Genomic DNA, 24106 nt, shown 5'->3' on the forward strand with positions numbered 1-24106 from the left:
GGTGAGAGGTTGGACATCTCAGAAGAAATGGCCAATCCGCCGCCACTCCGAAACCCGATGACTTATGGGCATTATGCCGGGCTTCGGAAGGTTGTCAATCAAGTTTCGGAACTCCTTTCAATGGAAGATGAAAACGACGCAAATTCGAGGGTTTTTGTGATTTTTCGAGAGACGATCTGAGCAAAACGAGGGGGTTGCCCCGGTCGTGGATCCCCACCCCGGATCGATCGACGCTTCGGGGTCGCTCGGGTACGTTCGGCGCCGCCCGCAGCCGGCGATCGCGCCGCGGCGATCCCTCCCGACGAACCCTGCCGCCCCCTCCGAACGGCCCTGCCGAACACCCGCCAGAGGCGGGCGCGAGAACGATTCCGTGGACTCGAAACGCTTCGCCATCCGCACCTACGGCTGCCAGATGAACGTGCACGACTCCGAGAAGGTCGCGACGCTCCTCGAGGACTCCGGTCTCGCCACGGCGGAGGGCGAGGGGGACGCGGACGTGCTCGTGATCAACACCTGCTCGATCCGCGACAAGGCGGAGCACCAGCTCTACAGCGACCTCGGCAAGCTGCGCGCCTGGAAGGCGGCCAAGCCCGGTCGCGTCGTGGGCGTCGGTGGCTGCGTCGCCCAGCAGGTCGGGGACAAGCTGCTCGGTCGCTTCGACCACCTCGACTTCGTCTTCGGGACCCACAACCTGCGCAAGGTGCCGGCGATGCTCGACCAGGCCTCCGCGGGCCAGCGGGCCGCCTGGGTGGACGAAGAGAAGAGCCAGGCGCGCTTCGATCTGCCGATGCGCCGGCCGGAAGCGCCCGTCGGAAAGCGCCACAAGGCCTTCGTCACGGTCATGGAAGGCTGCGACATGTTCTGCAGCTTCTGCATCGTCCCCTCGACCCGCGGCCGCGAGATCAGCCGCCTGGCGAGCGAGATCGAGGCGGAGGTGGCGTCGCTGGCGGAGCAGGGGATCCGCGAGGTCACGCTCCTCGGGCAGACGGTGAACGCCTACGGGCGGCACGACGTGCGGCGCGGGAAGGCGGCGGCAGCGGGGACGATGCCCTTCGCGGAGCTCCTCGCGCGGCTCGATGCGATCCCGGGCATCGAGCGCCTCCGCTATACGAGCCCGCATCCGCTCTTCTACGACGACGCGTTGATCCGCGCGCACGGTGAGCTCGAGCACCTCTGCCCGCACGTCCATCTGCCGGTCCAGAGCGGTTCGAACACGATCCTCGAAGCGATGCGGCGTCGGTACACGCGCGAGCGCTACTTCGAGATCGTCGACGCCCTGCGCGCGGCGCGGCCGGACATCGCGATCACGTCCGACCTGATCGTCGGCTTCCCCGGCGAGACGGAGGCGGACTTCGACGACACCCTCGGCCTGGTCGAGCGCGCCGGACTCGTCGACAGCTTCAGCTTCAAGTACTCCCCGCGTCCCGGCACCACGGCCGCCGACCTCGCCGGCGAGGTCCCGCCGGACGTGGCCCAGGACCGCCTCGAGCGGCTCCAGTCCCAGCAGAAGGCCCAGACCCTCGCGTACCACCGGACCCGGGTGGGGCAGGAGACCCTCGTCTTCGTGGACGGCGAGAGCCGGAAGGGCCACGGGCAGCTCTCCGGCCGAGACCCGCACCACCGCGTCGTGAACGTCGATCTGCCTTTCGAGGCGGGCGTCGGGCCCGGGGCGGCCCTGGCCGTCGAGATCGTCGAGGCGACGCCCCACAGCCTTCTGGGGCGCCCCCTCGATCCCGCGCTCCGCGCCTGAGCCGGCTCGGCCTCGACGGGGCCGGCGCCGGCCGTCCGAGCGCCGATTTCCCCCGATCCCGGGTGAAGTCACGCCCCGGATCTGCCGATGTGCAGAGGAGTGTCGATCGCGCCCGGGGCCCGGTCGGGGCCGCCCTGTGCGTCCTCGCCGTCGCCGGCGAGCCGATCGGCATGGGACGAACACCGTACGGTGGGCGCACGAGGGGTCATGAGCAGAGCGCGCATACTCGCAGTCGATGATCAGCGTTATTTCCGCGAGCTGATCGAGGGGCTGCTCGACGACGAGGGCTACGCGGTCCAGACGTGCGCGTCCGGCGAGGAAGCGCTTCACATCCTGGAGCGTGAGGACTTCGACGTCATCCTGACCGACCTCGTGATGCCCGGGATCGACGGTGCGGAGCTCGTCCAGCGCGTGAAGGAGCGGCGGCCGGAGCAGGCCGTCGTGATGGTCACCGGCGTCGTCGACGTCGAGACCGCCGTGCAGGCGATGAAGCTCGGGGCCACCGACTACATCCTGAAGCCTTTCGACGGTCCGACCCTCGTGGATGCCCTCGACAAGATTCTCGCCCAACAGCGCCTCGAGACCGAGCACGCGCGCCTGATGGAGGAGAACCTCGAGTTCATGGGCGTGCTCTCCCTGGTCGAGCGCGCGACCGGGCTCTTCTCGACGTTGGCCGTCGAGCCCCTCGCCGAGCGAATCGTCGAGGGGCTCTGCCTCGAGACCCGCGCCCAGTCGGGCGTCCTCTGGGCCGCCGAGGATCCGGGCCGGGAAGGGCTCGATCTGGTGGGCGCGCGAGGCCTCGTGCGCGTCGACGGCGAGCCCGAGCGGGTCGATCTCGGGGACCTCGAATCCGAGTGGTGCCCGGGGCTCTCCGAAGCGCGCTCGGTGTTGGCGGCCATGCCCGAGGACTTCGACGGCATCGAAGCGCTCTACGTGCCGCTGCGTGTCGGCGGGACGACCCTCGGTGTGGCGCGCCTGTCCGACAAGCTCGACGGCGAGCCCTTCGACGCGAACGATCGCGTGCGCGCCGAGAAGTTCTCCGACTACGGCGGGGCGGCGATGCAGAACGCGCTCCGCTTCCGCGCCCTCGAGCGTCGCTCCCTCCGCGATCCCGAGACCCGCGCCTACTCCCACGCCTATCTCGCCGACGCGGTCCGCAACGAGATCCAGAAGGCGAACCGCTTCGGTCACCGCTTCTCGCTCCTGCGCGTCGAGGTCGAGGGCCTGATGTCGCCGGACGCGAACGGTCAACCCGTGATCGTCGACCGCGAAGCCGTCGAAGCGGCCCGCCGGATCGAGGGCGCGCTCCGCGCCACCGACCTGATGGCCACCGCCGCCGACGGGGCCTTCGTCCTGCTGCTCTCCCAGACCGACGCGCTCGGTGCCGGCGTGCTCGCCCAGCGGATCCGCACCGCGTTCTCCGCGCTGTGGGAAGGCAGCGAGGCCCCGGCGACGCGCTTTGCCGCCGCGACCTTCCCGGTCGACGCGACCCAGCTCGAGGGCCTCGAGCGCGTGCTCGGGGAACGGGTCACGCAGGCCCAGCAGAGTCTGCTCGCGACGCGGCCCGAGCTCGCACGGTCGCAGCCCCTCGACCCGCTCTTCGACCGCATGCTCGAGCTCGGCAGCGTCGAGTCGGCCGAGGTCGAGGGACAGATCCTGCGCTTCGTGCTCGAGGACGTCGTGCGGCGCCCGGCGGAGCGCGGAGTGCTCTTCCTGTCCCCGGGTGTGCGCTGGCTCCCGGAAGTCCTCGAGACCCTCGAGGAGATCGGGCGCGGCCCGATGAAGACCGAGATCGTGCTCCTCGCGGAGGGCGAGCCGCGGGAGTCGCACCCGCAGCTCACCTGGGTGACGAAGGCGGGCCTCGATTCGCGCCGGCCCTTCCTGGTCTACTACGGCGACGGTCCCGCCTACGCGATGGTCGGGCAGGTGACCCTGGCCGCGGCCCGCGCGGCGGTGTTCCAGACCGCGGATCGCGCCCTCGTCGAACATCTGGCCTTCGAGCTCCAGCGCGAGCTCGAAATCGTGCTGTCGGTGTAGGGGGAAGCGATGTCGAGTGACCTCGTCCTGATCGCCGATGCCAACCTGGGTCGCGCACGCCGGGTGGCGACGGCCCTCGAGGCGGCGGGCCGGCCCTGCGCCGTCGCGCCCCATGGTGCCGGGGCCCTCGAGATCGCCCTGTCCGAACAGCCGCGGGTCATCGTCACCCACGTCGATCTGCCGCTCGTCGAGCCCGGCAAGCTGGCCGAGATCCTGCGCGCGAATCCGCGCACGCGGGCCGCGCGATTCCTGTTCCTCGGCGCCGACGGCGGTCGCGACGCGACCCTGGGTGGTGTCGGGGACGAGTGCCTGCCCGCCGACGCGGAGACCAACGACATCCAGGACGCCATCGAGGAGCTCCTGGATCGTCAGGCCCGCATCGAGGCGCTCGAGGAGCGTGCGAGCTACGAGCGGGAGTTCGAGGGCTCGCTCTCGGAGCTGCGCCCGGCAGAGCTGCTCCAGATGCTGAACGTGCGGCGCTCGACCGGTCGACTGACGCTGACGCCCGAGCTGGAGGACGGCTCCACCCCGGACGGCTGGATCCTCGTGAGCGAGGGCGAGATCCACGCGGCGGGCGCCGGTGCGGCGGAGGCCGAGAAGGCCCTGTTCCGGATGCTCGACTGGGGACTGGGCGACTTCCACTTCGAGCCGACCGAGATCGATCGTCCGGCCACCATCAAGGCACCGACGCGTTCCGTCCTCGCCGAGGGGCTTCGCCAGCTCGACGAATGGAACCGGCTCGCGCCGAAGCTCCCGCCCCTCGAATCGCCGGTCAAGCTCTGCGTGGAGCGCGGTGAGCTCCCGACGACGGTCCATCCGCTGACCCAGTCGGTGCTCGGCCAGCTCGAGGACGCCGACCGGGTGGGCGACGTCGTCGATCGCTGCCCCCATCCCGACTATCAGGTGCTGCGTACGCTCCATACGCTGGCCGAGCGCGGCATCGTCGAGTTCGGTCGCGCACGGATCGCGCCCCCCGAGCCCGTGTCGGGGCAGGCGATCTTCCACGAGGCCCAGGTCCGCCGACTCCGCAGCTTCGCGGGGCAGGGCGTTTCCCGAGAGGCCGTGCCGCCGAGCTGCAAGCTCCTTGTGGTCGGTGCCAGCCAGGGGGGCGTCGAGCTCTTCGCCTCGTTGATCGCCAAGGTGCCGGGCGCCGAGCTCGCCCCGCGCTTCGAGCGGGGGCAGGTCGGTCGGAGCGATCTCGAGCCGATCGCACGGATCGACGTCGACGGCGACTTCGGCATCGACCTGATCCACGTGCCCACCGCCGAGTCCTGCGCACCGCTCTGGCGGTTCGCCGGCCACCGCGCCCTCGGTACGGTCTTTCTCCTCGATGCGGCCGTCGGGACTTCCGCCGCGGAGCTCGCGCCGGTCTCGGAGGCGCTCGGCAGCGCTCCGGATGCGCGGACCTTCCACGTGGTGATGCTGGGCGAGGGAGAACGTCTCTCCCCCGACGACCTGCGCGACAACCTGTCGCTGATCGACGAAGCGAGCCTCTTCCTGCTGCCGATCGAGCCGGACAAGGATCCGAGCTCGCTCCTGCGCAGTCTCTTCGCGAGGATCGTTCCGTGAGGGCGTCCCAGCTCAAGCACTTCGCGCTCCTCGCGGAGTTCAGCGAAGAGGAACGCGAGGCCCTCGCCGACCTGCTCGAGGAGCGTTCGCTTCCCGACGGCAAGAGCGCGTTCCGGGAGGGCGCCGAGGCCGAGGGCATGGTCCTCCTCTCCGAGGGACGTCTCAAGCTCAAGAGCAAGCGGACCGGCGCCGTCGTGGGCGTCCTCGAGGCGCCTGCGCACCTGGGCGCCGCGTCGCTCTTCGCCTTCGGCAAGCGGGAGGTGACGGCGCTCGCCGACGGCGGCGCGACCATCCACCTGCTCTCCCGAACCGGCCTGCCGCGCCTGGCCGACGACTCGCCCCGGGCCGCGTTCCGGTTGGCGGAGGCCGTCGCCGCCGAGCTCGCCGGCCTGGTCCGAGTCGGGCTCGATGCCCTGGCAGAACACGATCTCGGAGACACGAAGTAGCCTCCGGCGTGCCGCGCCCCGGCGGGTTCCTTGAAACCGGACCGACCGCCGATTATGCTCCGGCATCGTCTCGCGGGGGTGACGCGGCCGGATGCCCACCGGTCCCGGTTTCCCGTATCTGCCCCCGAGCTTTCGGCCCCTCGCGCTGCGATACCCGTCCCAGACGCGCGCGCGAGGTACCCCCATGACCGAACCGACGACCCGGCCGGAGATCCGCGAAGGCCTGACCTTCGACGACGTTCTGCTCGTCCCGAACGCCTCCGAGGTCCTGCCGAACGACGTCGATCTACGCACCCGGCTCACTTCGACGATCGAGCTGAACACGCCGCTGATCTCGGCGGCGATGGACACGGTCACCGAGCACGAGACCGCGATCTGCATGGCGCGCAACGGCGGGATCGGGATCGTCCACAAGAACCTCTCGGTCGCCGAGCAGGCGGCCGAGGTCGACAAGGTCAAACGCTCCGAGTCGGGCATGATCGTCGACCCGATCACGATGCGTCCCGAGCAGCCGATCCGCGAGGCGCTCGAGGTGATGAGCCGCTTCCGGATCTCCGGCGTGCCGGTGACCCGCGACGGCAAGGCCGTCGGGATCCTGACGAACCGCGACCTGCGCTTCGTGAAGGACGTGACCGCCGAGATCTCGACCGTCATGACGAGCGAAGGGCTGGTGACCGTCGAGCCGGGGACCACGATGGAGCGCGCCCGGGAGCTGCTCCACCACCACCGGATCGAGAAGCTGCTCGTGGTCGATGGCGACGGCAAGCTCTGCGGCCTGATCACGATCAAGGACATCGAGAAGACCGAGCGCTATCCCGATGCCTGCAAGGACGACCTCGGTCGGCTGCGCTGCGGCGCGGCGATCGGCGTCGGGCCCGACCGGCTGGAGCGCTGCCAGGCGCTGGTGGACGCGGGGGTCGACGTCGTGATCGTGGACACCGCCCATGGGCATTCCGCCGGCGTGCTCGAGACGGTGCGCGAGCTCGCGAGCCACTTCCCGGAGCTCTCCCTCGTCGGCGGCAACGTGGCGACGGCCGAGGGCGCCGAGGCGCTGATCAAGGCCGGCGTGTCGGCCGTGAAGGTCGGCGTCGGGCCGGGCTCGATCTGTACGACGCGGGTCGTCGCCGGCGTGGGCGTTCCCCAGTTCACCGCGATTCGCGACGCCTCCGAGGTGGCGAGTCGCTCGGGGGTCCCGGTGATCGGTGACGGCGGGATCAAGTTCTCGGGCGACGTCGTGAAGGGACTCGCGGCCGGCGCCTCGACGATCATGATCGGCTCGCTCTTCGCCGGAACCGACGAATCGCCCGGCGAGGTCGTGCTCTTCCAGGGCCGCTCTTACAAGGTCTACCGGGGCATGGGCTCGCTCGGCGCGATGGCCGCCGGCAGCCGTGACCGCTACTTCCAGGACGAGGTGTCCAACGACAAGCTCGTCCCGGAAGGAATCGAGGGGCGCGTGCCGTACCGCGGGAGCCTCTCCCAGTCACTCCACCAGCTCTATGGCGGCCTCCGCTCGGGCATGGGCTACTGCGGCGCTCCGGATCTCGCCTCGCTCCGCGAGGGCGCCCGGTTCGTGCGGATCTCCTCCGCCGGGCTCCACGAGAGCCACGTCCACGACGTGATCGTGACCAAGGAGGCGCCGAACTACCGGCTCGAGTGACGACTGCACGGTGCTGCCACCCCCCCATCGTCATGGGCAGCACCGCCGGATCAGGCCGCCGGATCCACCCATCGCGTCGAACGGGATCCCCGCCCGCGCGACCCAGCCCGGAACACCCGGGGAGACCCCCTCCCATGACCGACTCCCATTCCTCGCGGATCCTGATCCTCGACTTCGGCGCCCAGTATTCCCAGCTGATCGCGCGCCGGGTCCGCGAGAGCCAGGTCTACTGCGAGCTCGTCCCTGCCGACGTCTCGCTCGATCGCATCAAGGATTTCGCGCCGGACGGCGTGATCCTCTCCGGGGGCCCGTCCTCCGTCCTCGACCCGGATTCGCCGGACATGGACGAGGGCGTGCTCCAGCTCGGCGTCCCGGTGCTCGGGATCTGCTACGGGCTCCAGCTCCTGGTGCAGAAGCTCGGCGGCCAGGTCGAGTCCGCCGACGACCGGGAATACGGCCGCGCCGAGCTCGAGATCGTCGACGACGACCCGCTCTTCGACGGACTGGCCCGAGACGACGAGCAGGTCGTCTGGATGAGCCACGGCGACCGGGTGCTCGCGCTGCCCGACGACATGCACGTGATCGCGAAGTCGGGAGGCTCGCCCTTCGCCGCGGTGCGCTCGACGCGCGGCCCCTACTGGGGCGTGCAGTTCCACCCGGAGGTGGTCCACACGAAGGGCGGCGTCCGGATGCTCGAGAACTTCGTCCACGGCATCTGCGGCTGTGACCCGTCGTGGACGATGTCGAGCTTCGTGGACGATACGGTCGAGTCGATCCGGAAGCAGGTCGGGGGCAAGCGCGCGGTCTGCGGCCTCTCCGGCGGCGTCGATTCCTCCGTCGCGGCGGCGCTGGTCCACCGCGCGATCGGCGACCAGCTGACCTGCATCTTCGTCGACCACGGCATGATGCGAAAGAACGAGCGCCAGGAGGTCGAGGCACTCTTCGCCGAGGCGCTCGGCGTCGAGCTGATCTCGGTCGACGCGAGCGACCGCTTCCTCAAGGCCCTCGAAGGCGTCTCCGAGCCCGAGAAGAAACGCAAGATCATCGGCAACATGTTCATCGAGGTCTTCGACGAGGTCGCCGCCCGGATCACCGAGGAGAGAGGGGACGTCGGCTTCCTGGTCCAGGGCACGCTCTATCCCGACGTCATCGAGAGCGTTTCCGTCAAGGGCAAGTCGGTCACGATCAAGACCCACCACAACGTGGGCGGGCTGCCCGACGACATGAAGCTCGATCTCGTCGAGCCGCTTCGGGAGCTCTTCAAGGACGAGGTCCGCGCCGTCGGCCGGGAGCTCGGCCTCCCGGCCCGGGCGCTCGGGCGCCATCCCTTCCCGGGCCCGGGACTCGGGATCCGGATCCTGGGCGAGGTCACGCCGGAGCGGCTCGCGCCGCTCCGCGAAGCCGACGCGATCATGGTCGAGGAGATTCGGCAGGCCGGTCTCTACGACGAGATCTGGCAGGCCCTGGTGGTCTTCCTCCCGGTCCAGAGCGTGGGGGTGATGGGCGACGATCGGACCTACGAGAACGTCGTGGCCGTGCGCTGCGTGACGTCGACGGACGCGATGACCGCGGACTTCGCGCACATCCCCTACGACGTGCTGGGCCGGATCTCCAACCGGATCATCAACGAGGTCCAGGGGATCAACCGCGTCGTCTACGACATCTCGAGCAAGCCGCCGGCCACGATCGAGTGGGAATAGGGGAGAGAGCCTTCAGCGCCTGAAGAAGACCAACGGATGCCCAAGCCCTTCGTCCACCTCCACCTCCACACGCAGTACTCGCTCCTCGACGGGGCGATCAAGCACAACCCTCTCTTCGAACGAGCGAAGTCTGCGAACATGCCGGCGGTCGCCCAGACCGACCACGGCAACCTCTTCGGGACGATCGAGTTCTACGAGAAGGCGCGCGCCAACGGCGTGAAGCCGATCATCGGGTGCGAGGCGTACTTCGCCGGCGGCTCCCGCTTCGACCGCGAACGCAAGCAGCGCGAAGAGACCGGCTACGACTCGGTCAATCATCTGCTGCTGCTGGCGATGAACAACACCGGCTACGCCAACCTGATGAAGCTCATCTCGAAGGCGTACCTCGAGGGCTTCTACTACAAGCCGCGGATCGACTGGGAGCTGCTCGAGCAGCACCACGAAGGGTTGATCTGCACGTCGGGTTGTCTCTCGTCGCCGGTCTCGCGCGCGATCACGGCCGGGGAGCTCGACAAGGCGTGGACCCTCGCCGAGGACTTCCATCGTCTCTTCGGCGACCGCTACTACCTCGAGGTGATGCGCCACGGCATCCAGGACCAGGAGATCGTCAACCAGGAACTCTTCAAGATGAAGCACGACCTGGGGATCCCCCTGGTCGCGACGAACGATGCCCACTATCTCGAAGAGCACGATCACGACGACCACGACGTGCTCTTGTGTGTCGGAACGGCCGCCAACGTCAGCGACGAGAAGCGATTTCGTTTCGACGGCAAGGGGTTCTACGTCAAGGATGGCGACGCGATGCTGGAGGTCTTCCACGACCATCCGGACGCGGTCGAGAACACGCTCGAGATCGCGGAGCGGTGCGACGTCGAGATCGACATGGACACGTATCACATGCCGGACTACCAGGTCCCGTCCGGCAAGAGCCTCGAGGAGGTCATGGAGGAGCAGGCCTTCTCGGGCCTGCGCGAGAAGCTCGGCATGGAGCCGGACGAGCCCTTCGAGGGCGACAAGGGCAAGGCCTACGTCGACCGCCTCCACCACGAGCTCGGCGTCATCAACAAGATGGGCTTCCCGGGCTACTTCCTGATCGTCGCCGACTTCATCAACTACGCGAAGCGCAACGGGATCCCCGTCGGCCCCGGGCGCGGCAGCTCCGCGGGCAGCCTCGTCGCGTACGGCATGAACATCACGAACGTCGACCCGATCGAGTACGACATCATCTTCGAGCGCTTCCTGAATCCCGAGCGCATCTCGATGCCGGATATCGACGTCGATTTCTGCATGCGGGGCCGCGAGCAGGTGATCCGCTGGGTCGCCGACAAGTACGACGGCAAGGTCCCGGAGCGCGACGAAGACGACCCGCGCCACGAGCTCGACGGCAAGTACGACGAGATGCGCGTGGCGCAGATCGCGACCTTCGGGACGCTTCAGGCGAAGGCGGCCATTCGCGACGTCGGCCGCGTGCTCGGGATGAGCTTCGGCGACGTCGACCGGATCGCGAAGCTCGTGCCAGAGGTCCTCGGAATCAAGCTCGCGGACGCGATCGATCAGTCGCCGGAGCTCCGCGCGATGATGGATTCGGATTCCCAGGTCAAGCGACTCGTCGACACGGCCCGCAGCCTCGAGGGGCTCACACGCCACGCCTCGAAGCACGCCGCCGGCGTGGTGATCGGCACGAAGCCGCTGATCGACATGGTTCCGCTCTACAAGGATCCGAAGTCCGGCGACGTGATGACCCAGTACAACATGGTCAACGTCGAGCAGGTCGGCCTGATCAAGTTCGACTTCCTGGGGCTCAAGACACTCACGCTCATGGCGGACGCCGAGCGGATGATCCGCAAGAAGCCGGGCTTCGAGGAGTTCGACGTCAACGCCATCCCGATGGACGACGAGCCGACGTACGACCTGTTGTGTGGGGGCGACACCGAAGGCGTGTTCCAGGTGGAGTCCTCGGGCATGACGGATCTCGTGCTCAAGCTGAAGCCGAGGACCTTCCGCGAGATCATCCCGCTCGTCGCGCTCTATCGTCCGGGGCCGCTCCAGTCGGGCATGGTCGACGACTACGTGGCCCGGAAGAACGGCGTCACGAAGATCGAGTACCTCCATTCGACGATCGTGGACCTGACCGAGGAGACGCTCGGCGTCATCGTCTACCAGGATCAGGTGCTGCAGATCGCGCAGAAGATGGCGGGCTACAGCCTAGGCGAGGCGGACCTGCTCCGCCGCGCCATGGGCAAGAAGAAGCCCGAGGTGATGCAGGAGCAGCGCAAGCGCTTCGTCGACGGCTCGGTCGCGAACGACATCGACAAGAACGAGGCCGGCCACGTCTTCGACATGATCGTCGAGTTCGCGGGCTACGGATTTCCGAAGGCGCACTCGACCGCCTACGCCTACATCACGTATCAGACGGCCTTCCTCAAGGCGAACCATCCGGCGGAGTACCTCGCTTCGGTCCTGACGATCGAATCCGTGAATCACGACCGGCTCTCGCGCTACATTGCGCACGTCCGCGAGAAGTCGATCGAGATCCTGCCGCCGGACGTGAACGAATCCGAGCAGGACTTCGGCGTGGTCGACGGCGCGATCCGCTTCGGTTTCGCCGGCATCAAGAATGTCGGCGCCGGCGCGATCGAGTCGGTCCTCGAGGCGCGGGCGGAGGGCGGTCCCTTCGAGAGCCTCTTCGACTTCGCCGACCGCGTGGACGGCAAGAAGGTGAACCGGCGGGTGGTGGAAGCGCTCGTGAAATGCGGCGCCTTCGATTCGCTCCACCCCGGGCGCGCCTCGGTCTGGGCCTCGATCGAGACGGCGCTCGAACGCGCGGCGCGGGCCCAGCGGGACCGCGCGGTCGGGCAGGAGAGTCTCTTCGGAGGAATGAGCGAGGCCGAAGGGCTCGACGCACCGAAGCTGCTCGAGGCGGCGGACTGGGGGGAGCGGGAGCGACTGAGTCACGAGAAGGAGCTGCTCGGCTTCTACGTGACCGGCCACCCCCTGGCCGAGGTGGCCGCGCTGCTCTCCCGCTTCACGGACACCACCGCCCTCGCGGCGGAAGGCAAGGCCGGGCGCGAGATCCGGGCCGGCGGCCTGCTCACGGGACTCCGGGAGACGCGGACGAAACGAGGCCAGCGGATGGGCTTCGGCCAGCTCGAGGATCTCGAGGGCAGCTTCGAGCTCGTCATCTTCTCCGAGCCCTTCGAGCAGCACGTCGAGTTGCTCCGCATGGCCAAGGACGGCGGTGGGGTCGAAGGCGAGGTCGGTCCGATTCCCCTCGTGATCCACGGCACGCTCGAGGAGGGAGATCCGCCGAAGATCCTGGTGCGGGACGTGACGCGCCTCGACCACGCCGAGGAGAAGCTCTCCGCGAGCCTGCGCGTTCGCGTGCAGTCGCCGGACGTCACCCGGGATCGATTGATCGCCCTGCGCAAACTGCTGGGATCCCATGCGGGGGATTGCGGTGTCTATCTCCACATCACGATTCCCGGCGAGAGCGAGACCGTCCTGGGCGTCGGCGGCATCCGCGGCGTCGCCGCCTCCGAGGGGCTCTGCCGCGAGGTCGATCGGCTCTTCGGAAAGCCGGTGACCGAGCGGGCGATGTAGGGCCGGCGCAGGCTCTGTAGAATCCGGTCGTGAGGGGGCTACGCGGGATGGGTTTCGAGGGAAGAGGTCTGGCCGGTCGCTTCGGACAGATGGTCCGGGTGCTGGGAGGGGTCGCGCTCGCGATCTCGTTCTGCGCGGGCGTGGACGGGGACGCGGCGGCCGATACGGCGGCGGGCGTGCAGCGCGTCGAAGCCGTCGGCATCTACGGAATTCGAGACGCGATGCGCAGGAAGGTGATTCCGCGGGACGAGGCGATCGCCGACGCGCGCTGGGAGGGCGTCTCCCGCGTGGCGCTCGAGCTGATCGGCGAGTCGGGGGCGATCGGCCCGGGAGACGACCTCGACGCCTTCGGCGAGATCGTCGACGCGCTGCCGAAGGACGATTCCGACGTCGAGGGGCCCCTCGAATCGCGCGGCTTCGGAGCACGCGCCGTGGATCCCGACGACGTGCGACTGGGGCGGGATGGTCCGAGCGACGACGAAGCCGAGCTGCTGCGGACGGCGCTCGGCAAGGACATGCTGCCGTATACGCGGAGCTATCGGATCCTCGAGGACCAGGGGGAGCTGCCGGTCCTCTTCGCGGACGAGCCCGGGGTCGAGACCGAGTACGTGATCGTGATCGAGGTGATCGTCGACGTCGATCGTGTCGGCCGTGCCCTCGAGGAGGCGGGGCTCGTGGTGGCGGCGGAGGCGCAGGACGAGCAGGTCGACGTGACGATCGAGCTGGTCGGGCTCTCCCGGTACGAAGCCCTCGAGCACGTGCTGGCCGCGCTGCGGGGGCCGCTCGGGGCGACGTCGGTCTCGACGGTCGAATTCGAGCGCGAGCGGCAGCTGATCGCCGTCGAGGGGCCCTTCGATGCGGAGGGGCTCGCGGCGCGGATCGCCGACCTCGGCGACGCGCGACTCGTCCTCGAGCCCGTCGCCCTCGACCCGGTCTTCCGCCGGATTCGGGTGCTGGCACGCTGGTTTCCGCCGATCGAGGCGGATTCGCAGGCGTCGGGTCGCTGAAACCGGCCTCAGGTCGGCGGGAGCGGGCTGCGGACGGCCGGGGCACACCCCGGGACGGCTTTTCCCCGCTGGAACCTGTTGACGCTTCCCGATCAAAAGGCTAATTAAACCGCCGCTTTAGCTGGATCATAGACACGTAGCTCAGGGGTCTAGAGCACCGCCTTGACATGGCGGGGGTCGGCGGTTCAAATCCGCCCGTGTCTACCAGCCTCTTTTCCACGGCCGGATTCCGGTGGCGCTGGGGGGCGTCTTCGCTGGAAACCCTCGACGCGGTCGCCGCGCCGTGGCCGTCTCGTGGTTTCGGAGCGCGCGCTCGATCTCGAACGTGCGCTCGCGAGTCTAGAGGTCTGCGGTGGATCGTCGCGAACCCAAAACGGAAGGCCCTCGGCTGCGCCCGCTCTCGGGACGCACGGCTCGCTGTGCCTTTCGCGCGCGCCCGCTGACTCCCATGGCCCACGACCATGCGTGACGCCATCACCGTCACGCTCCCCGACGGCAAGCAGCTCGAGCTCGCCGCCGGCGCGACCGTCCTCGACGTCGCCGCCGAGATCGGTCCGGGTCTCGCCAAGGCTGCGCTCGCCGGGCGGATCGACGGTCAGATCGTGGATCTCCGCGCGCCGCTCCGCGAGGACGTCGCGCTCTCGATCGTGACCACGAAGGACGAGACGGGCGGCGAGGTGATCCGCCACTCCGCCGAGCACGTCATGGCCGATGCGGTCAAGCGGCTCTTCCCGAATGCCCAGGTCGACGCCGGGCGAACCGATCACAGCGAGAAGTTCCAGTACGACTTCCTCGTCGACGAGCCCTTCACGCCGGAAGACCTCGAGGCGATCGAGAAGGAGATGAACTCGATCCTCTCCGAGGGCGCCGAATTCTCGCGCGAGGTCCTGTCCCGGGAAGCGGCGGCGGACCTGTTCCGGTCGATGGGCGAGGAGCTGAAGCTCTCGCGCCTGGCGGACATCCCCGAGGACGCCGAGATCACCGTCTTCCGCCACGGCGCCTTCGCCGACCTCTGCCGCGGGCCCCACGTCCAGTCGACGAAGCAGATCGGCGCCGTGAAGCTCCTCGAGTCGAGCGGGACCTACTTCCGCGGCGACGAGTCGGGGCCGAAGCTCCAGCGGATCTACGGCACGGCCTTCGAGAGCAAGAAGGCGCTGAAGAGCCACCTGGCGCGTCTCGAAGAGGCGAAGAAGCGCGATCACCGGCGTGTGGGCGCCGATCTCGGTCTCTTCCACCTCGACCCGCTCGCTCCGGGCTCGCCGTTCTACCTGCCGAAGGGCATGGCGCTCTACAACGAGCTCGTCCGCTTCGTCCAGGACCTCTATCCCAAGTACGGATACAAGGAGGTCATGACGCCGCAGCTCTTCCGATCGGACCTGTTCAAGACGTCGGGACACTACGACAAGTTCCACGACGACATGTACTGGTTCGAAGGCAGCGACGAGGGCGAGGAGCTCGGCGTCAAGGCGATGAACTGCCCGGGCCACTGCCATCTCTTCTCGACCGGCAAGCGCAGCTACCGCGAGCTGCCGATCCGCTGGGCCGAGTTCTCGCGTCTCCACCGCAACGAGCGAAGCGGCACCCTCAACGGGATCACCCGCGTCCGCACCTTCGCGCAGGACGATGCGCACATCTACTGCGAGCCCGAGCAGGTTCCGCAGGAAATCGACAGCTTCTTCCAGATGACGGCCGAGATCTACGACAAGCTCGGCGTCGACGGGGTCGAGATGGCGGTCTCGACGCGGCCCGACGAGTTCCTCGGCGATCCCGCGGACTGGGACGTGGCCGAGAAGGCGCTGATCGAGGCCGTCGAGCGGGCCGGCTTCCATTGCCACATCAAGGAAAAGGACGCGGCCTTCTACGCGCCCAAGGTCGAGGCGGACTTCAAGGACGTCCTCGGTCGCGCCTGGACGCTGGCGACGATCCAGATCGACATGGCGATGCCGGGGCGCTTCGGGCTCAAGTACGTCGGACGCGACGGCGAGCTCCACCAGCCCGCGATGCTCCACCGGGCGATCCTGGGCTCCCTCGAGCGCTTCATCGGGATCTACATCGAGCACACCGGCGGCGATTTCCCCTTCTGGCTGAGCCCCGTCCAGGTCGTCATCCTGCCGATCGCGGATCGCCACGCGCCCCGGGCCCACGAATTGAAGTCCGCACTCGCCGCGAAGGGGGTGCGTGCGGAAGTCGACGATCGGAGCGAGACTCTCGGGTTCCGGATCCGCGAGGGTCAGACCCAGAAGATTCCGCTCACCCTGGTGATCGGAGACGACGAAGTCGAGCGGGGAACGGTTTCCCCGCGTTTGAGAAAATCCAAGCAGGCCAACGACGCGATGTCGGCGGAGGCGCTCGTCGAAGCGCTCGCCCAGGCGAACGCCGAACGTCGCAAAGCTCCGTTGGACTGAGGAGGAGAGCCACATTCCGTCCAGATCCAGATTCAGGATCGTTCAGCCCGAGCGTGATCAGACCCGGGTGAACGAGAGGATTCGAGTCCGTGAAGTCCGCGTCATCGGCGCCGACGGGGAGCAGCTCGGCGTGATGCCGCCGGAAGCCGCCCTCGACATCGCCCGAGAAGACGGTCTCGATCTGGTGGAGGTGGCCGCGAACTCGCGTCCGCCCGTCTGCCGGATCATGGACTACGGCAAGTTCAAGTACGAGCAGAAGAAGAAGGGTGCGAACAAGAAGACCCAGTCGGCGAGCCTCAAGGAGGTGAAGCTTCGACCGGGGACCGATCAGCACGACCTGAACTTCAAGCTCGGCAACGCGCGTAAGTTCCTCATGGCGGGCGACAAGGTGAAGGTCACGGTGATGTTCCGTGGTCGGGAGATGGTCCACACCTATCGCGGTCGCGAGCAGCTCAACACGGTGATCGAACAGCTCGGTCCGATCGCGAAGGTGGAGTCGACCCCCCGGATGGAGGGGCGCTTCATGTCGATGATCCTGGTCGCCGACCGCGAGGCGGTGGCGGAGGCCAAGCGCGCCGAAGAGGCGGGCGAGGTCGCGGAAGCGGACGCGGAAGAGACGACCGAGGAGACGGCGACCGAAGCGGCGGCCACGGAAGAAACCGCGGCAGAGGAAGCCACGACGAACTAGTCGCCTGCGGGCACTCGGCGACGAGTGAACCGAGCGACGTATCGGCGGTGGGCACGAAGCCCGCTGCCTCAACCAGGCGAAGGAAAGGTTCCGATGCCCAAGATGAAGACCCACCGCGGGTCGGCGAAGCGGTTCAGCAAGACCGGAACGGGCAAGCTGAAGCGCAACAAGAGCAATCGTCAGCACATCCTGACGAAGAAGACGACGAAGCGGAAGCGTCAGCTGCGCCAGCACGATCTGGTGTCGGCGCACGACGAGCCGCGCGTACGTCGGCTTTTGCCTTATCTCTGATTTTTCGAGCGCTGCGAGCGCCGGCGTGATCTCGGATCTGCCCGGCGCGCGCTCGATGACAGGATGAGGCTTGGAGCCAGCAGGGGCCGCACGGAGCGGAGCCTGCGTTGAACCGTCCGAGGAGGCCGAGGCACGCCTGCCGGACTGGCAAGACCCCGGAAACGATTCCTGGCGGTCGAAGAAAAGCGAGAGGAAGATGCCGAGAGTGAAGCGGGGCGTCCCCGGCGCCAAGCGACGAAAACGAGTACTGAAGCGCGCGAAGGGCTATTTCGGCGCGCGCAGCAAGCTCCACGGCGTGGCGACCGAGGCCGTCGACAAGGCGGAGAAGTACGCCTATCGCGACCGTCGCCAGCGCAAGCGAGAATTCCGCGGTCTCTGGATCGCGCGCATCAACGCGGCGGCACGCCAAAACGGTGTTTCATACAGCCGCCTGATGGCCGGCCTGAAGGCGGCCGATATCGAAGTCGACCGGAAGGTCCTGGCTCAGCTGGCCCTCGAGGACCCGCAGGGCTTCGCGGCCCTGGCCGAGAAGGCCAAGGGCAGCCTCCAGTCGTGACCCAACGGGCGGGCGGCGCGACGCGATTTGGGCGTCGCGCCGACCTGCGCGAGGTTCGAGACCAGCCAGGGCTACCTTTCTTCGAGCGCGCCAACCAGGCGTAGTCATTGAGGGAATCAGAGGTCCAGGGCCCTTCGAGGGGCCGGAAGCGGGAGAGCGGACGATGACCAAAGCCGAGATCGTCGAACAGATCTACGAGCGGGTGGGCTTCTCCAAGAAGGAGGCCGCGGAGCTCGTCGAGAAGGTGTTCGAGATCATGAAGGAGACCCTCGCCGAGGGCGAGAAGGTCAAGATCTCCGGCTTCGGCAACTTCGTCGTGCGCGAGAAGAACGCGCGCAAGGGGCGGAATCCCCAGACCGGGCAGGAGATCCTGCTCGACGCCCGTCGCGTCCTCACCTTCAAGCCCAGCCTCGTTCTGAAGAACGTCCTGAACGAGACCGAGGTGACCGACGAGGATCGCGCCGCGGAAGCGCGCCAGAACGACGAGGCCTAGCCGGGGTCGTCGTTCTCGTGACTCGCGCCGTCGATGCGCGAGTTTTCCCGTGCACGCGTCGTCCTCGCGTGGCATCGTGAGTCCGCCACTTTCAGGGTTCGGGGGAACGCATGCCGCGAGGGACGGGGAAGTCGGGCGCAAAGCGCGGGACCAAGGCTGGTGCGAAGGGCAGCGCAAAGAGCGGGACGAAGAGTTCCTCCGCCCAGGACGTCGACGGGATCGAGCCCGTCGACCACGAGGGCGACGCCGCCGCGCGTACGAAGCTCCTCGCCTCCGACAAGCTCTACTACCGGATCGGCGAAGTCAGCAAGCTGACCGGCGTGAAGGCGCACGTCCTTCGGTACTGGGAGACCGAGTTCCGATGGATGGCGCCGCCGAAGAGCCGCTCCAAGCAGCGCCTCTATCGCAAGCGCGACATCGAGTTCGTCTGGCTCCTCAAGCGGCTGCTCTGGGACGAGCGCTACACGATCGCCGGTGCCCGTCGGCGCATCCAGGAGCTCGGCGTCGAGGATGCACTCGCGCTCCTCGACCAGCCGCCCGGCACGAGCGCGACGAAGTCCGAAGTCGAAGCCGCCGTGCAGGCCGCGAGCAGCGAGCAGTGGGTCTCGTTCCGCGCGGCCCTCGACGAGATGCAGTCGGAGCTCGTCGCGATCCGGGGAGTGCTGCAGGAAGGATCATGAGCGCGACCGCGCTCGATTCTCCGACCGGGGCGATCGCACTCGCGCCAAAGGCGGACGCATGAGTCCGAGTGCGCCGTCCGATCATGGGGCTGGAATCGACGGACTCTCCGAGGTGAGCCGGAAAGCGTTCTCCGAGACGTCCGACCCGGCCGCCTACGTAGGACGGCCGGCCAGCGATGCGACGCTCGACGCGGTCGATCGCTGGCTCGAGGGGGGCTCGACGGTCTGCGCCCTCGTCGCCACGCCCGGGCTCGGCAAGACGATGCTCCTGCGCGTCGTCGAGGCGCGGCTGGGCGAGCGCGGGATGGCGTCCCGGACCGGCGCAGGGCGTCCGAACGCGCTCTATCTCCCCTATGCGGGCCTGGGCCCGATCGACCTCGCGATCTGGGTGCACGGGCTCCTGGGTCGGCCGGCGCCCGCGATCGCGGAGGCGGGCGAAGCCGTGGCAGCACTCGCCCGACTGGGGGAGGGCCCGGATGCGCCCTTCACGCTCCTGCTGGACGACGCCGACTCGATCCCCCCGGAGACCCTCGAGGCCATCACGTCGACGCTTCCGACGGAGCGCTCGTCGCTGCGTCTGCTGCTCGCGCTCAACCCCGACTCGAAGGGCAGCCGACTGATCGCGGCGCTGCATGCGCTCGCGCCGCAGGAGATCCGCTACCGGGAACGGCTGAGTCCCGTCGAGACGAGGGCGTACGTGCGCGCTCGGATGCGCTGGGCCGGCTTCGCCGCCGCCGAGATCGATCGCGTCGACGACGAGGAGTCGCGCCGGATCCACGCACTCTCGAACGGCATCCCGCGCGCGATCCACGCGGTCGCCGCGGACCGTCTCCACACCGCCTCGACGATCCGCGGGGCCGAGGGCCTGGGGGCCAAGCGACGTCGCGAGGACTGGATGGGCCGCCCGATCGAGGACGACCTCGAGTTCTGATCCGGCGGCGTCCCGAGTCCGACCCGCAGGTCGGATTTCCCTGTCGTTTCCGGGGCTTCCGGCATCGACTCCCCCGGTCCCGTGAGCTAAACCTACGCGCTCGTCGGGCCGTGGCGCAGTCTGGTAGCGCGCTTGACTGGGGGTCAAGAGGTCGCGGGTTCAAGTCCCGCCGGCCCGACCATTTTCCTTGCGGGCGGAGTTGCACGGACTCCCTCGCAAGCTTCCCGACTTTTCGGCGCAGCATCGGATCGGCGTTGCTGTCGGGCCGATCGTGGGAGCAGGGATCCCTCGCCGGTCGAGGCAGGCGCCCTGGGGCGCCGTTCAGGCGGGTTCGATGCGATAGGCTCCCCCCATGCCCCGCCTATCGAAGCTCTCTCGCTCGGTCGCCGACCGGGTCGTGCTGATCACCGGTGCCGCCAGCGGCATGGGCCGTGCGACCGCCCACCTCTTCGCCGACGAAGGCGCGAAGGTCGCGGTGACCGATCTCGGTCGGGATCGCGTCGATCTCGTCGTCAAGGAGATCACCGAAGCCGGCGGGACCGCCGCGGGTTGGGCGCTCGACGTGGCCGACCTCGACCGCATCCATGCGGTCGTCGACGAGATCGGGGCGACCCTCGGCGACATCGGGATCGTGGTCAACAACGCCGGGATCGCCGTCGGCGGGACCCTCGACATGAGCGACGACGAGTACGAGCCGGGATGGACGCGGGCGCTCGACGTGTTGCTCACGTCGCACCAGCGGATCGTTCGCGCCGCGCTGCCCCAGATGCGTCGGGCCGGCGACGGGCGGATCGTCAACATCGCCTCGACGGAGGGACTCGGGGCGACGAAGAACGCCGGTCCCTATACCGCGGCCAAGCACGGGGTCGTCGGGCTCACGCGGTCGATGGCGCTCGATCTCGGACCCGAGGGCATCACCGCGAACTGCATCTGCCCGGGGCCGATCCTCACGGGTCTGACGGAGGCGATTCCGGAGGCGCACCGCGAGAAGTTCGCCCGCCGCCGCGTCCCGGCCCGACGCTACGCCGACCCCGAAGAGGTGGCGCACATGACGCTCTCGCTCGCGTTGCCCGCCGCTTCCTACCTCAATGGCGTGGCGATTCCGGTCGATGGGGGATTGTCGATCCAGAACACGTAGGCCGCCGGGGCCCGTGGATCGAAGCTGGGGGGAGCGTTGAGCGAAGGCGCGGGAACGCAGAGCAGGGGCCGGATCCTCGTGACGGGAGGCGCCGGCTTCATCGGCTCGCATACGATCGTCGACCTGGTCGAGAACGGCTTCGAGCCGGTGATCGTCGACGACTTCTCGAACTCCGATCGTGGGGTCGTCGAGGGGCTGGCGGGGATCTGCGGCCGGCCGATCTCCTGCTACGAGATCGACTGCGGCGACAAGGAGCGGCTCTCGCAGGTCTTCGAGGCGGCGGGGCCGATCGAGGGCGTGATCCATTTCGCGGCGTCGAAGGCCGTCGGCGAGTCTCAGGAGAAGCCGCTCCTCTACTACCGGAACAATGTGGGCGGGCTCCTGAACCTGCTCGAGGTGATGGGCGAGTTCGGCACCCGCGACCTCGTCTTCTCGTCGTCCTGCACGGTCTATGGGCAGCCGGAGGCGCTCCCCGTCACGGAGGAGACGCCGCGGGCGGAGCCGGCGAGCGTCTACGGCGCGACCAAGCGGATCTGCGAGGACATCCTGGCGGACGTCGTCGCTTCCGGCGCGCCGCATCGCGTGACCCTGCTTCGCTACTTCAATCCGATCGGGGCCCACCCGTCGGCACGGATCGGCGAGCTGCCCCTGGGCGATCCGCAGAACCTCGTCCCCATCATCTTGCAGAGCGCGGCGGGCCTGCGCGGGCCGGTGCAGATCTTCGGCGACGACTGGGATACGCCCGACGGGACGTGTGTGCGCGACTACATCCACGTGCTCGATCTCGCGGCGGCGCACGTCCGCTCCCTCGATTGGATGGCGGAGCAGGGCGATGGGCCGCTCGTCGAGGTCTTCAACGTGGGGACGGGGCGGGGGACGTCCGTTCAGGAAGCCGTCGACGCCTTCGAACGCGCCACCGGACAGTCGATCGCCCGGGAGGTCGGCCCGCGCCGATCCGGCGACATCGAGCAGATCTTCGCGTCCTGCGACAAGGTCGAGGAGGTGCTCGGCTGGAAGGCGAGGCGGACGATCGACGATGCGATGCGAGACGCCTGGCGTTGGCAGGAGCGCCTGGGGTCGCGCTAGGCCCAGCCCCCGCCACAGCCCCCGTCACCCCGACGCGCGCGGCCGTCCCGGTCGCGAAGCGCGGGGCTAGCTCTCGTCGAGGAGGCGAAGCAGGTACTCGCCGTACTCGTTCTTCGAGAGCGCGCTCGCCTGGCTGCGGAGCTGATCGTTCTCGATCCAGCCGTTGCGCCACCCGATCTCCTCGGGACAGGAGATGAGCAGGCCCTGACGCTGCTGGACGGCTTCGATGAAGTTCGCCGCCTGGAGGAGCGCTTCGTGGGTTCCGGTGTCGAGCCAGGCGACGCCGCGGCCGAGCAGCTCGACCTTGAGCGAGCCGCGTTCGAGGTAGGCCAGGTTGACGTCGGTGATCTCGAGCTCGCCGCGGGGGGACGGGGTCAGGCCGCGGGCGATGTCGACGACCTGTTCGTCGTAGAAGTAGAGGCCGGCGACCGCGTAGTTCGAGCGGGGGGTCTCGGGCTTCTCCTCGATCGAGAGCACGCTGCCGTCGTCGCCGAACTCGATCACGCCGTAGCGCTCGGGGTCGTGGACCCGGTAGCCGATGACGGTCGCGCCGGCGTCCTGGGTCGCGGCGCGGCGGATCGAATCGGGGAAACCGTGGCCGTAGAAGATGTTGTCGCCGAGGGCGAGGGCGACCGGATCGCCGTCGATCCAGTCCGCCGCGATCAGGAAGGCCTGGGCGATGCCCTCCGGCTTGTCCTGGACCCGGTACTGGATCCGGACGCCGAACTGGCTGCCGTCGCCGAGCATGCGCTCGAAGATCGGCGTGTCCCAGGGCGTCGAGATCAGGAGGATGTCCCGGATGCCCGCCAGCATCAGCGAGGACAGCGGGTAGTAGACCATCGGCTTGTCGTAGACCGGGAGGAGCTGCTTGGAGACGCCGTTGGTCGCGGGGGCCAGGCGCGTTCCCGAACCGCCGGCGAGGAGGATGCCCTTCATGCCTGGTCTCCTTCCGCGGCGCCCTTCGTTTCGGCGGAAAGGCCCTGTCGTGCGCGCGCGTCGCCTTCCTCCTGGATCGCGAGCCGCCAGGCCTCGTTGTCGAGGTACCAGGCGACGGTCTCGGCGATCGCCTCCTCGAAGGTGTGGCCGGGGCGCCAGCCGAGCTCGCGGAGCGACTTGCTCGCATCGATCGCATAGCGCCGGTCGTGGCCGGGGCGGTCTTCCACGAAGCTCTTGAGCTCGCGGTAGTCGTCGAGACCCTGCCGCTTCATCGCTTCGTTGGCCGCCGCGGGTCGCAGGTGCTCGATCGCGTCGCACAGCGCGTCGACGACCTGCAGGTTCGAGCGCTCGCTGTTCCCACCGAAGGCGTACTGCTCTCCGGGCGTGCCGTCCTCGAGCGCGCGCACGATCCCTTCGCAGTGGTCGGTCACGAAGATCCAGTCGCGCACGTTGCCGCCGTCGCCGTAGATCGGGAGCGGCTTCCCCTCGAGCGTGTTCAACACCATGAGGGGAATCAGCTTCTCGGGGAACTGGTAGGGCCCGTAGTTGTTCGAGCAGTTCGTCGTGAGCGTCGGGAGGCCGTAGGTCTTGTGATAGGCGCGCACCAGCAGATCGGCGCCGGCCTTGGAGGCCGAGTAGGGCGAGTTGGGTGCGTAGGGCGTCTCCTCGGTGAAGTAGCCCTCGGCGCCGAGGGTCCCGTAGACCTCGTCGGTGGAGACGTGCAGGAAGCGGAAGTGCTCCCGGTCTTCGGGCGGGAGCTCGGCGAAGCGGGCGCGCGCGGCCTCGAGGAGCTCGAAGGTCCCGCCGATGTTCGTGTCGACGAACGCGCGCGGGCCATCGATCGAGCGATCGACGTGGCTCTCCGCGGCGAAGTTGAGGATCGCCGTCGGGGCGTGGTCGGCGAAGGCGGCGACGACGTCGTCGGTCCGCGCAATGTCGCCGTGCAGGAAGACGTATCGATCCGGGTCGGGCAGGTCGCGGAGGTTCTCGAGGCTGCCCGCGTAGGTCAGCTTGTCGAGCACGACGATCCGGACGTCGGGACGGTGCTCGAGGGCCCAACGGACGAAATTGGAGCCGATGAAGCCCGCTCCACCCGTCACGAGCCAGGTCTGCGAAATCATGTGGGGCACTCCTGC

Annotated in this window: 19 protein-coding genes and 2 tRNA genes; 19 read left to right on the top strand and 2 right to left on the bottom strand. The window is 68.5% G+C overall.

All coding sequences use genetic code 11. The annotated features are described in order from the left end of the window. The first annotated feature begins 370 nt into the window (after nt 1–370). The 19 genes from miaB to galE all read left to right on the top strand — a co-directional run bounded on the left by miaB (nt 371) and on the right by galE (nt 22034). Nucleotides 371–1750 carry a tRNA (N6-isopentenyl adenosine(37)-C2)-methylthiotransferase MiaB gene (miaB, locus tag NXI30_05535; GenBank protein ID MCR9093656.1) on the top strand — a complete coding sequence of 460 codons (1380 nt, stop codon included), beginning with the start codon at nt 371–373 and terminating at the stop codon, nt 1748–1750. Between the two features lie 207 nt (nt 1751–1957). Beyond that, the gene (locus tag NXI30_05540; protein ID MCR9093657.1) at nt 1958–3787 is read left to right on the top strand and encodes a response regulator; all 1830 of its coding nucleotides are present in this window, start codon (nt 1958–1960) and stop codon (nt 3785–3787) included. Between the two features lie 9 nt (nt 3788–3796). Beyond that, nucleotides 3797–5356, top strand: coding sequence for a DUF4388 domain-containing protein (locus NXI30_05545; protein ID MCR9093658.1), 1560 nt, complete (start codon nt 3797–3799; stop codon nt 5354–5356). Beyond that, complete coding sequence (locus tag NXI30_05550; protein MCR9093659.1) at nt 5353–5802, top strand: cyclic nucleotide-binding domain-containing protein; 450 nt, start codon at nt 5353–5355, stop codon at nt 5800–5802. The genes NXI30_05545 and NXI30_05550 overlap by 4 nt, the downstream gene beginning before the upstream one ends. Before the next feature lie 184 nt (nt 5803–5986). After that, nucleotides 5987–7459 (top strand): IMP dehydrogenase, encoded by a 1473-nt coding sequence (gene guaB, locus NXI30_05555; GenBank protein ID MCR9093660.1) that lies wholly within the window; start codon nt 5987–5989, stop codon nt 7457–7459. 134 nt (nt 7460–7593) lie between these two features. Further along, nucleotides 7594–9159, top strand: coding sequence for a glutamine-hydrolyzing GMP synthase (guaA, locus tag NXI30_05560; protein MCR9093661.1), 1566 nt, complete (start codon nt 7594–7596; stop codon nt 9157–9159). Nucleotides 9160–9195: 36 nt separating this feature from the next. Further along, nucleotides 9196–12759, top strand: coding sequence for a DNA polymerase III subunit alpha (locus NXI30_05565; GenBank protein ID MCR9093662.1), 3564 nt, complete (start codon nt 9196–9198; stop codon nt 12757–12759). 29 nt (nt 12760–12788) lie between these two features. Beyond that, complete coding sequence (locus tag NXI30_05570; protein ID MCR9093663.1) at nt 12789–13766, top strand: hypothetical protein; 978 nt, start codon at nt 12789–12791, stop codon at nt 13764–13766. A gap of 130 nt (nt 13767–13896) precedes the next feature. Further along, nucleotides 13897–13973 (top strand) — tRNA-Val (locus NXI30_05575). Nucleotides 13974–14227: 254 nt separating this feature from the next. Further along, on the top strand, nt 14228–16171 hold the full coding sequence (gene thrS, locus NXI30_05580) for a threonine--tRNA ligase (protein ID MCR9093664.1): 1944 nt from the start codon (nt 14228–14230) through the stop codon (nt 16169–16171). 37 nt (nt 16172–16208) lie between these two features. Further along, nucleotides 16209–16859 carry a translation initiation factor IF-3 gene (infC, locus tag NXI30_05585; GenBank protein ID MCR9093665.1) on the top strand — a complete coding sequence of 217 codons (651 nt, stop codon included), beginning with the start codon at nt 16209–16211 and terminating at the stop codon, nt 16857–16859. 93 nt (nt 16860–16952) lie between these two features. Then, on the top strand, nt 16953–17150 hold the full coding sequence (gene rpmI / locus NXI30_05590; protein ID MCR9093666.1) for a 50S ribosomal protein L35: 198 nt from the start codon (nt 16953–16955) through the stop codon (nt 17148–17150). Nucleotides 17151–17346: 196 nt separating this feature from the next. Continuing rightward, nucleotides 17347–17706: a 50S ribosomal protein L20 gene (gene rplT, locus NXI30_05595; GenBank protein ID MCR9093667.1), complete on the top strand. Its 360-nt coding sequence runs from the start codon at nt 17347–17349 to the stop codon at nt 17704–17706. A 163-nt stretch (nt 17707–17869) separates the two neighbouring features. Further along, nucleotides 17870–18199: an integration host factor subunit alpha gene (locus NXI30_05600; protein MCR9093668.1), complete on the top strand. Its 330-nt coding sequence runs from the start codon at nt 17870–17872 to the stop codon at nt 18197–18199. Nucleotides 18200–18309: 110 nt separating this feature from the next. Beyond that, nucleotides 18310–18879, top strand: coding sequence for a MerR family transcriptional regulator (locus NXI30_05605; protein ID MCR9093669.1), 570 nt, complete (start codon nt 18310–18312; stop codon nt 18877–18879). 58 nt (nt 18880–18937) lie between these two features. Further along, nucleotides 18938–19810 (top strand): ATP-binding protein, encoded by an 873-nt coding sequence (locus NXI30_05610; GenBank protein MCR9093670.1) that lies wholly within the window; start codon nt 18938–18940, stop codon nt 19808–19810. Between the two features lie 104 nt (nt 19811–19914). Then, a tRNA-Pro gene (locus tag NXI30_05615) sits at nt 19915–19991 on the top strand. Between the two features lie 171 nt (nt 19992–20162). After that, entirely contained in the window at nt 20163–20948 is a 786-nt protein-coding gene (locus NXI30_05620; GenBank protein ID MCR9093671.1) for an SDR family oxidoreductase, read from the top strand. 36 nt (nt 20949–20984) lie between these two features. Beyond that, nucleotides 20985–22034: a UDP-glucose 4-epimerase GalE gene (galE, locus tag NXI30_05625; GenBank protein MCR9093672.1), complete on the top strand. Its 1050-nt coding sequence runs from the start codon at nt 20985–20987 to the stop codon at nt 22032–22034. Between the two features lie 66 nt (nt 22035–22100). On the opposite strand, the gene rfbA is transcribed toward galE, so the two are convergent. Both rfbA and rfbB read right to left on the bottom strand, forming a co-directional pair. Next, nucleotides 22101–22970, bottom strand: coding sequence for a glucose-1-phosphate thymidylyltransferase RfbA (gene rfbA / locus NXI30_05630; protein ID MCR9093673.1), 870 nt, complete (start codon nt 22968–22970; stop codon nt 22101–22103). Next, the gene (gene rfbB, locus NXI30_05635; protein MCR9093674.1) at nt 22967–24091 is read right to left on the bottom strand and encodes a dTDP-glucose 4,6-dehydratase; all 1125 of its coding nucleotides are present in this window, start codon (nt 24089–24091) and stop codon (nt 22967–22969) included. The genes rfbA and rfbB overlap by 4 nt, the downstream gene beginning before the upstream one ends. Between the last annotated feature and the right edge of the window lie 15 nt (nt 24092–24106).

Source organism: bacterium, assembly GCA_024742285.1.
Lineage (GTDB): Bacteria > Myxococcota_A > UBA9160 > UBA9160 > UBA4427 > UBA4427.

Coding starts and splice junctions, on each gene's coding strand:
- NXI30_05600 (MCR9093668.1), top strand. CDS start 17,870: ATGACCAAAGCCGAGATCGTCGAACAGATCTACGAGCGGGTGGGCTTC.
- guaA (MCR9093661.1), top strand. CDS start 7,594: ATGACCGACTCCCATTCCTCGCGGATCCTGATCCTCGACTTCGGCGCC.
- NXI30_05620 (MCR9093671.1), top strand. CDS start 20,163: ATGCCCCGCCTATCGAAGCTCTCTCGCTCGGTCGCCGACCGGGTCGTG.
- NXI30_05545 (MCR9093658.1), top strand. CDS start 3,797: ATGTCGAGTGACCTCGTCCTGATCGCCGATGCCAACCTGGGTCGCGCA.
- rfbB (MCR9093674.1), bottom strand. CDS start 24,091: ATGATTTCGCAGACCTGGCTCGTGACGGGTGGAGCGGGCTTCATCGGC.
- rfbA (MCR9093673.1), bottom strand. CDS start 22,970: ATGAAGGGCATCCTCCTCGCCGGCGGTTCGGGAACGCGCCTGGCCCCC.
- rpmI (MCR9093666.1), top strand. CDS start 16,953: ATGCCCAAGATGAAGACCCACCGCGGGTCGGCGAAGCGGTTCAGCAAG.
- rplT (MCR9093667.1), top strand. CDS start 17,347: ATGCCGAGAGTGAAGCGGGGCGTCCCCGGCGCCAAGCGACGAAAACGA.
- NXI30_05540 (MCR9093657.1), top strand. CDS start 1,958: ATGAGCAGAGCGCGCATACTCGCAGTCGATGATCAGCGTTATTTCCGC.
- NXI30_05610 (MCR9093670.1), top strand. CDS start 18,938: ATGAGTCCGAGTGCGCCGTCCGATCATGGGGCTGGAATCGACGGACTC.
- NXI30_05565 (MCR9093662.1), top strand. CDS start 9,196: ATGCCCAAGCCCTTCGTCCACCTCCACCTCCACACGCAGTACTCGCTC.
- thrS (MCR9093664.1), top strand. CDS start 14,228: ATGCGTGACGCCATCACCGTCACGCTCCCCGACGGCAAGCAGCTCGAG.
- NXI30_05605 (MCR9093669.1), top strand. CDS start 18,310: ATGCCGCGAGGGACGGGGAAGTCGGGCGCAAAGCGCGGGACCAAGGCT.
- guaB (MCR9093660.1), top strand. CDS start 5,987: ATGACCGAACCGACGACCCGGCCGGAGATCCGCGAAGGCCTGACCTTC.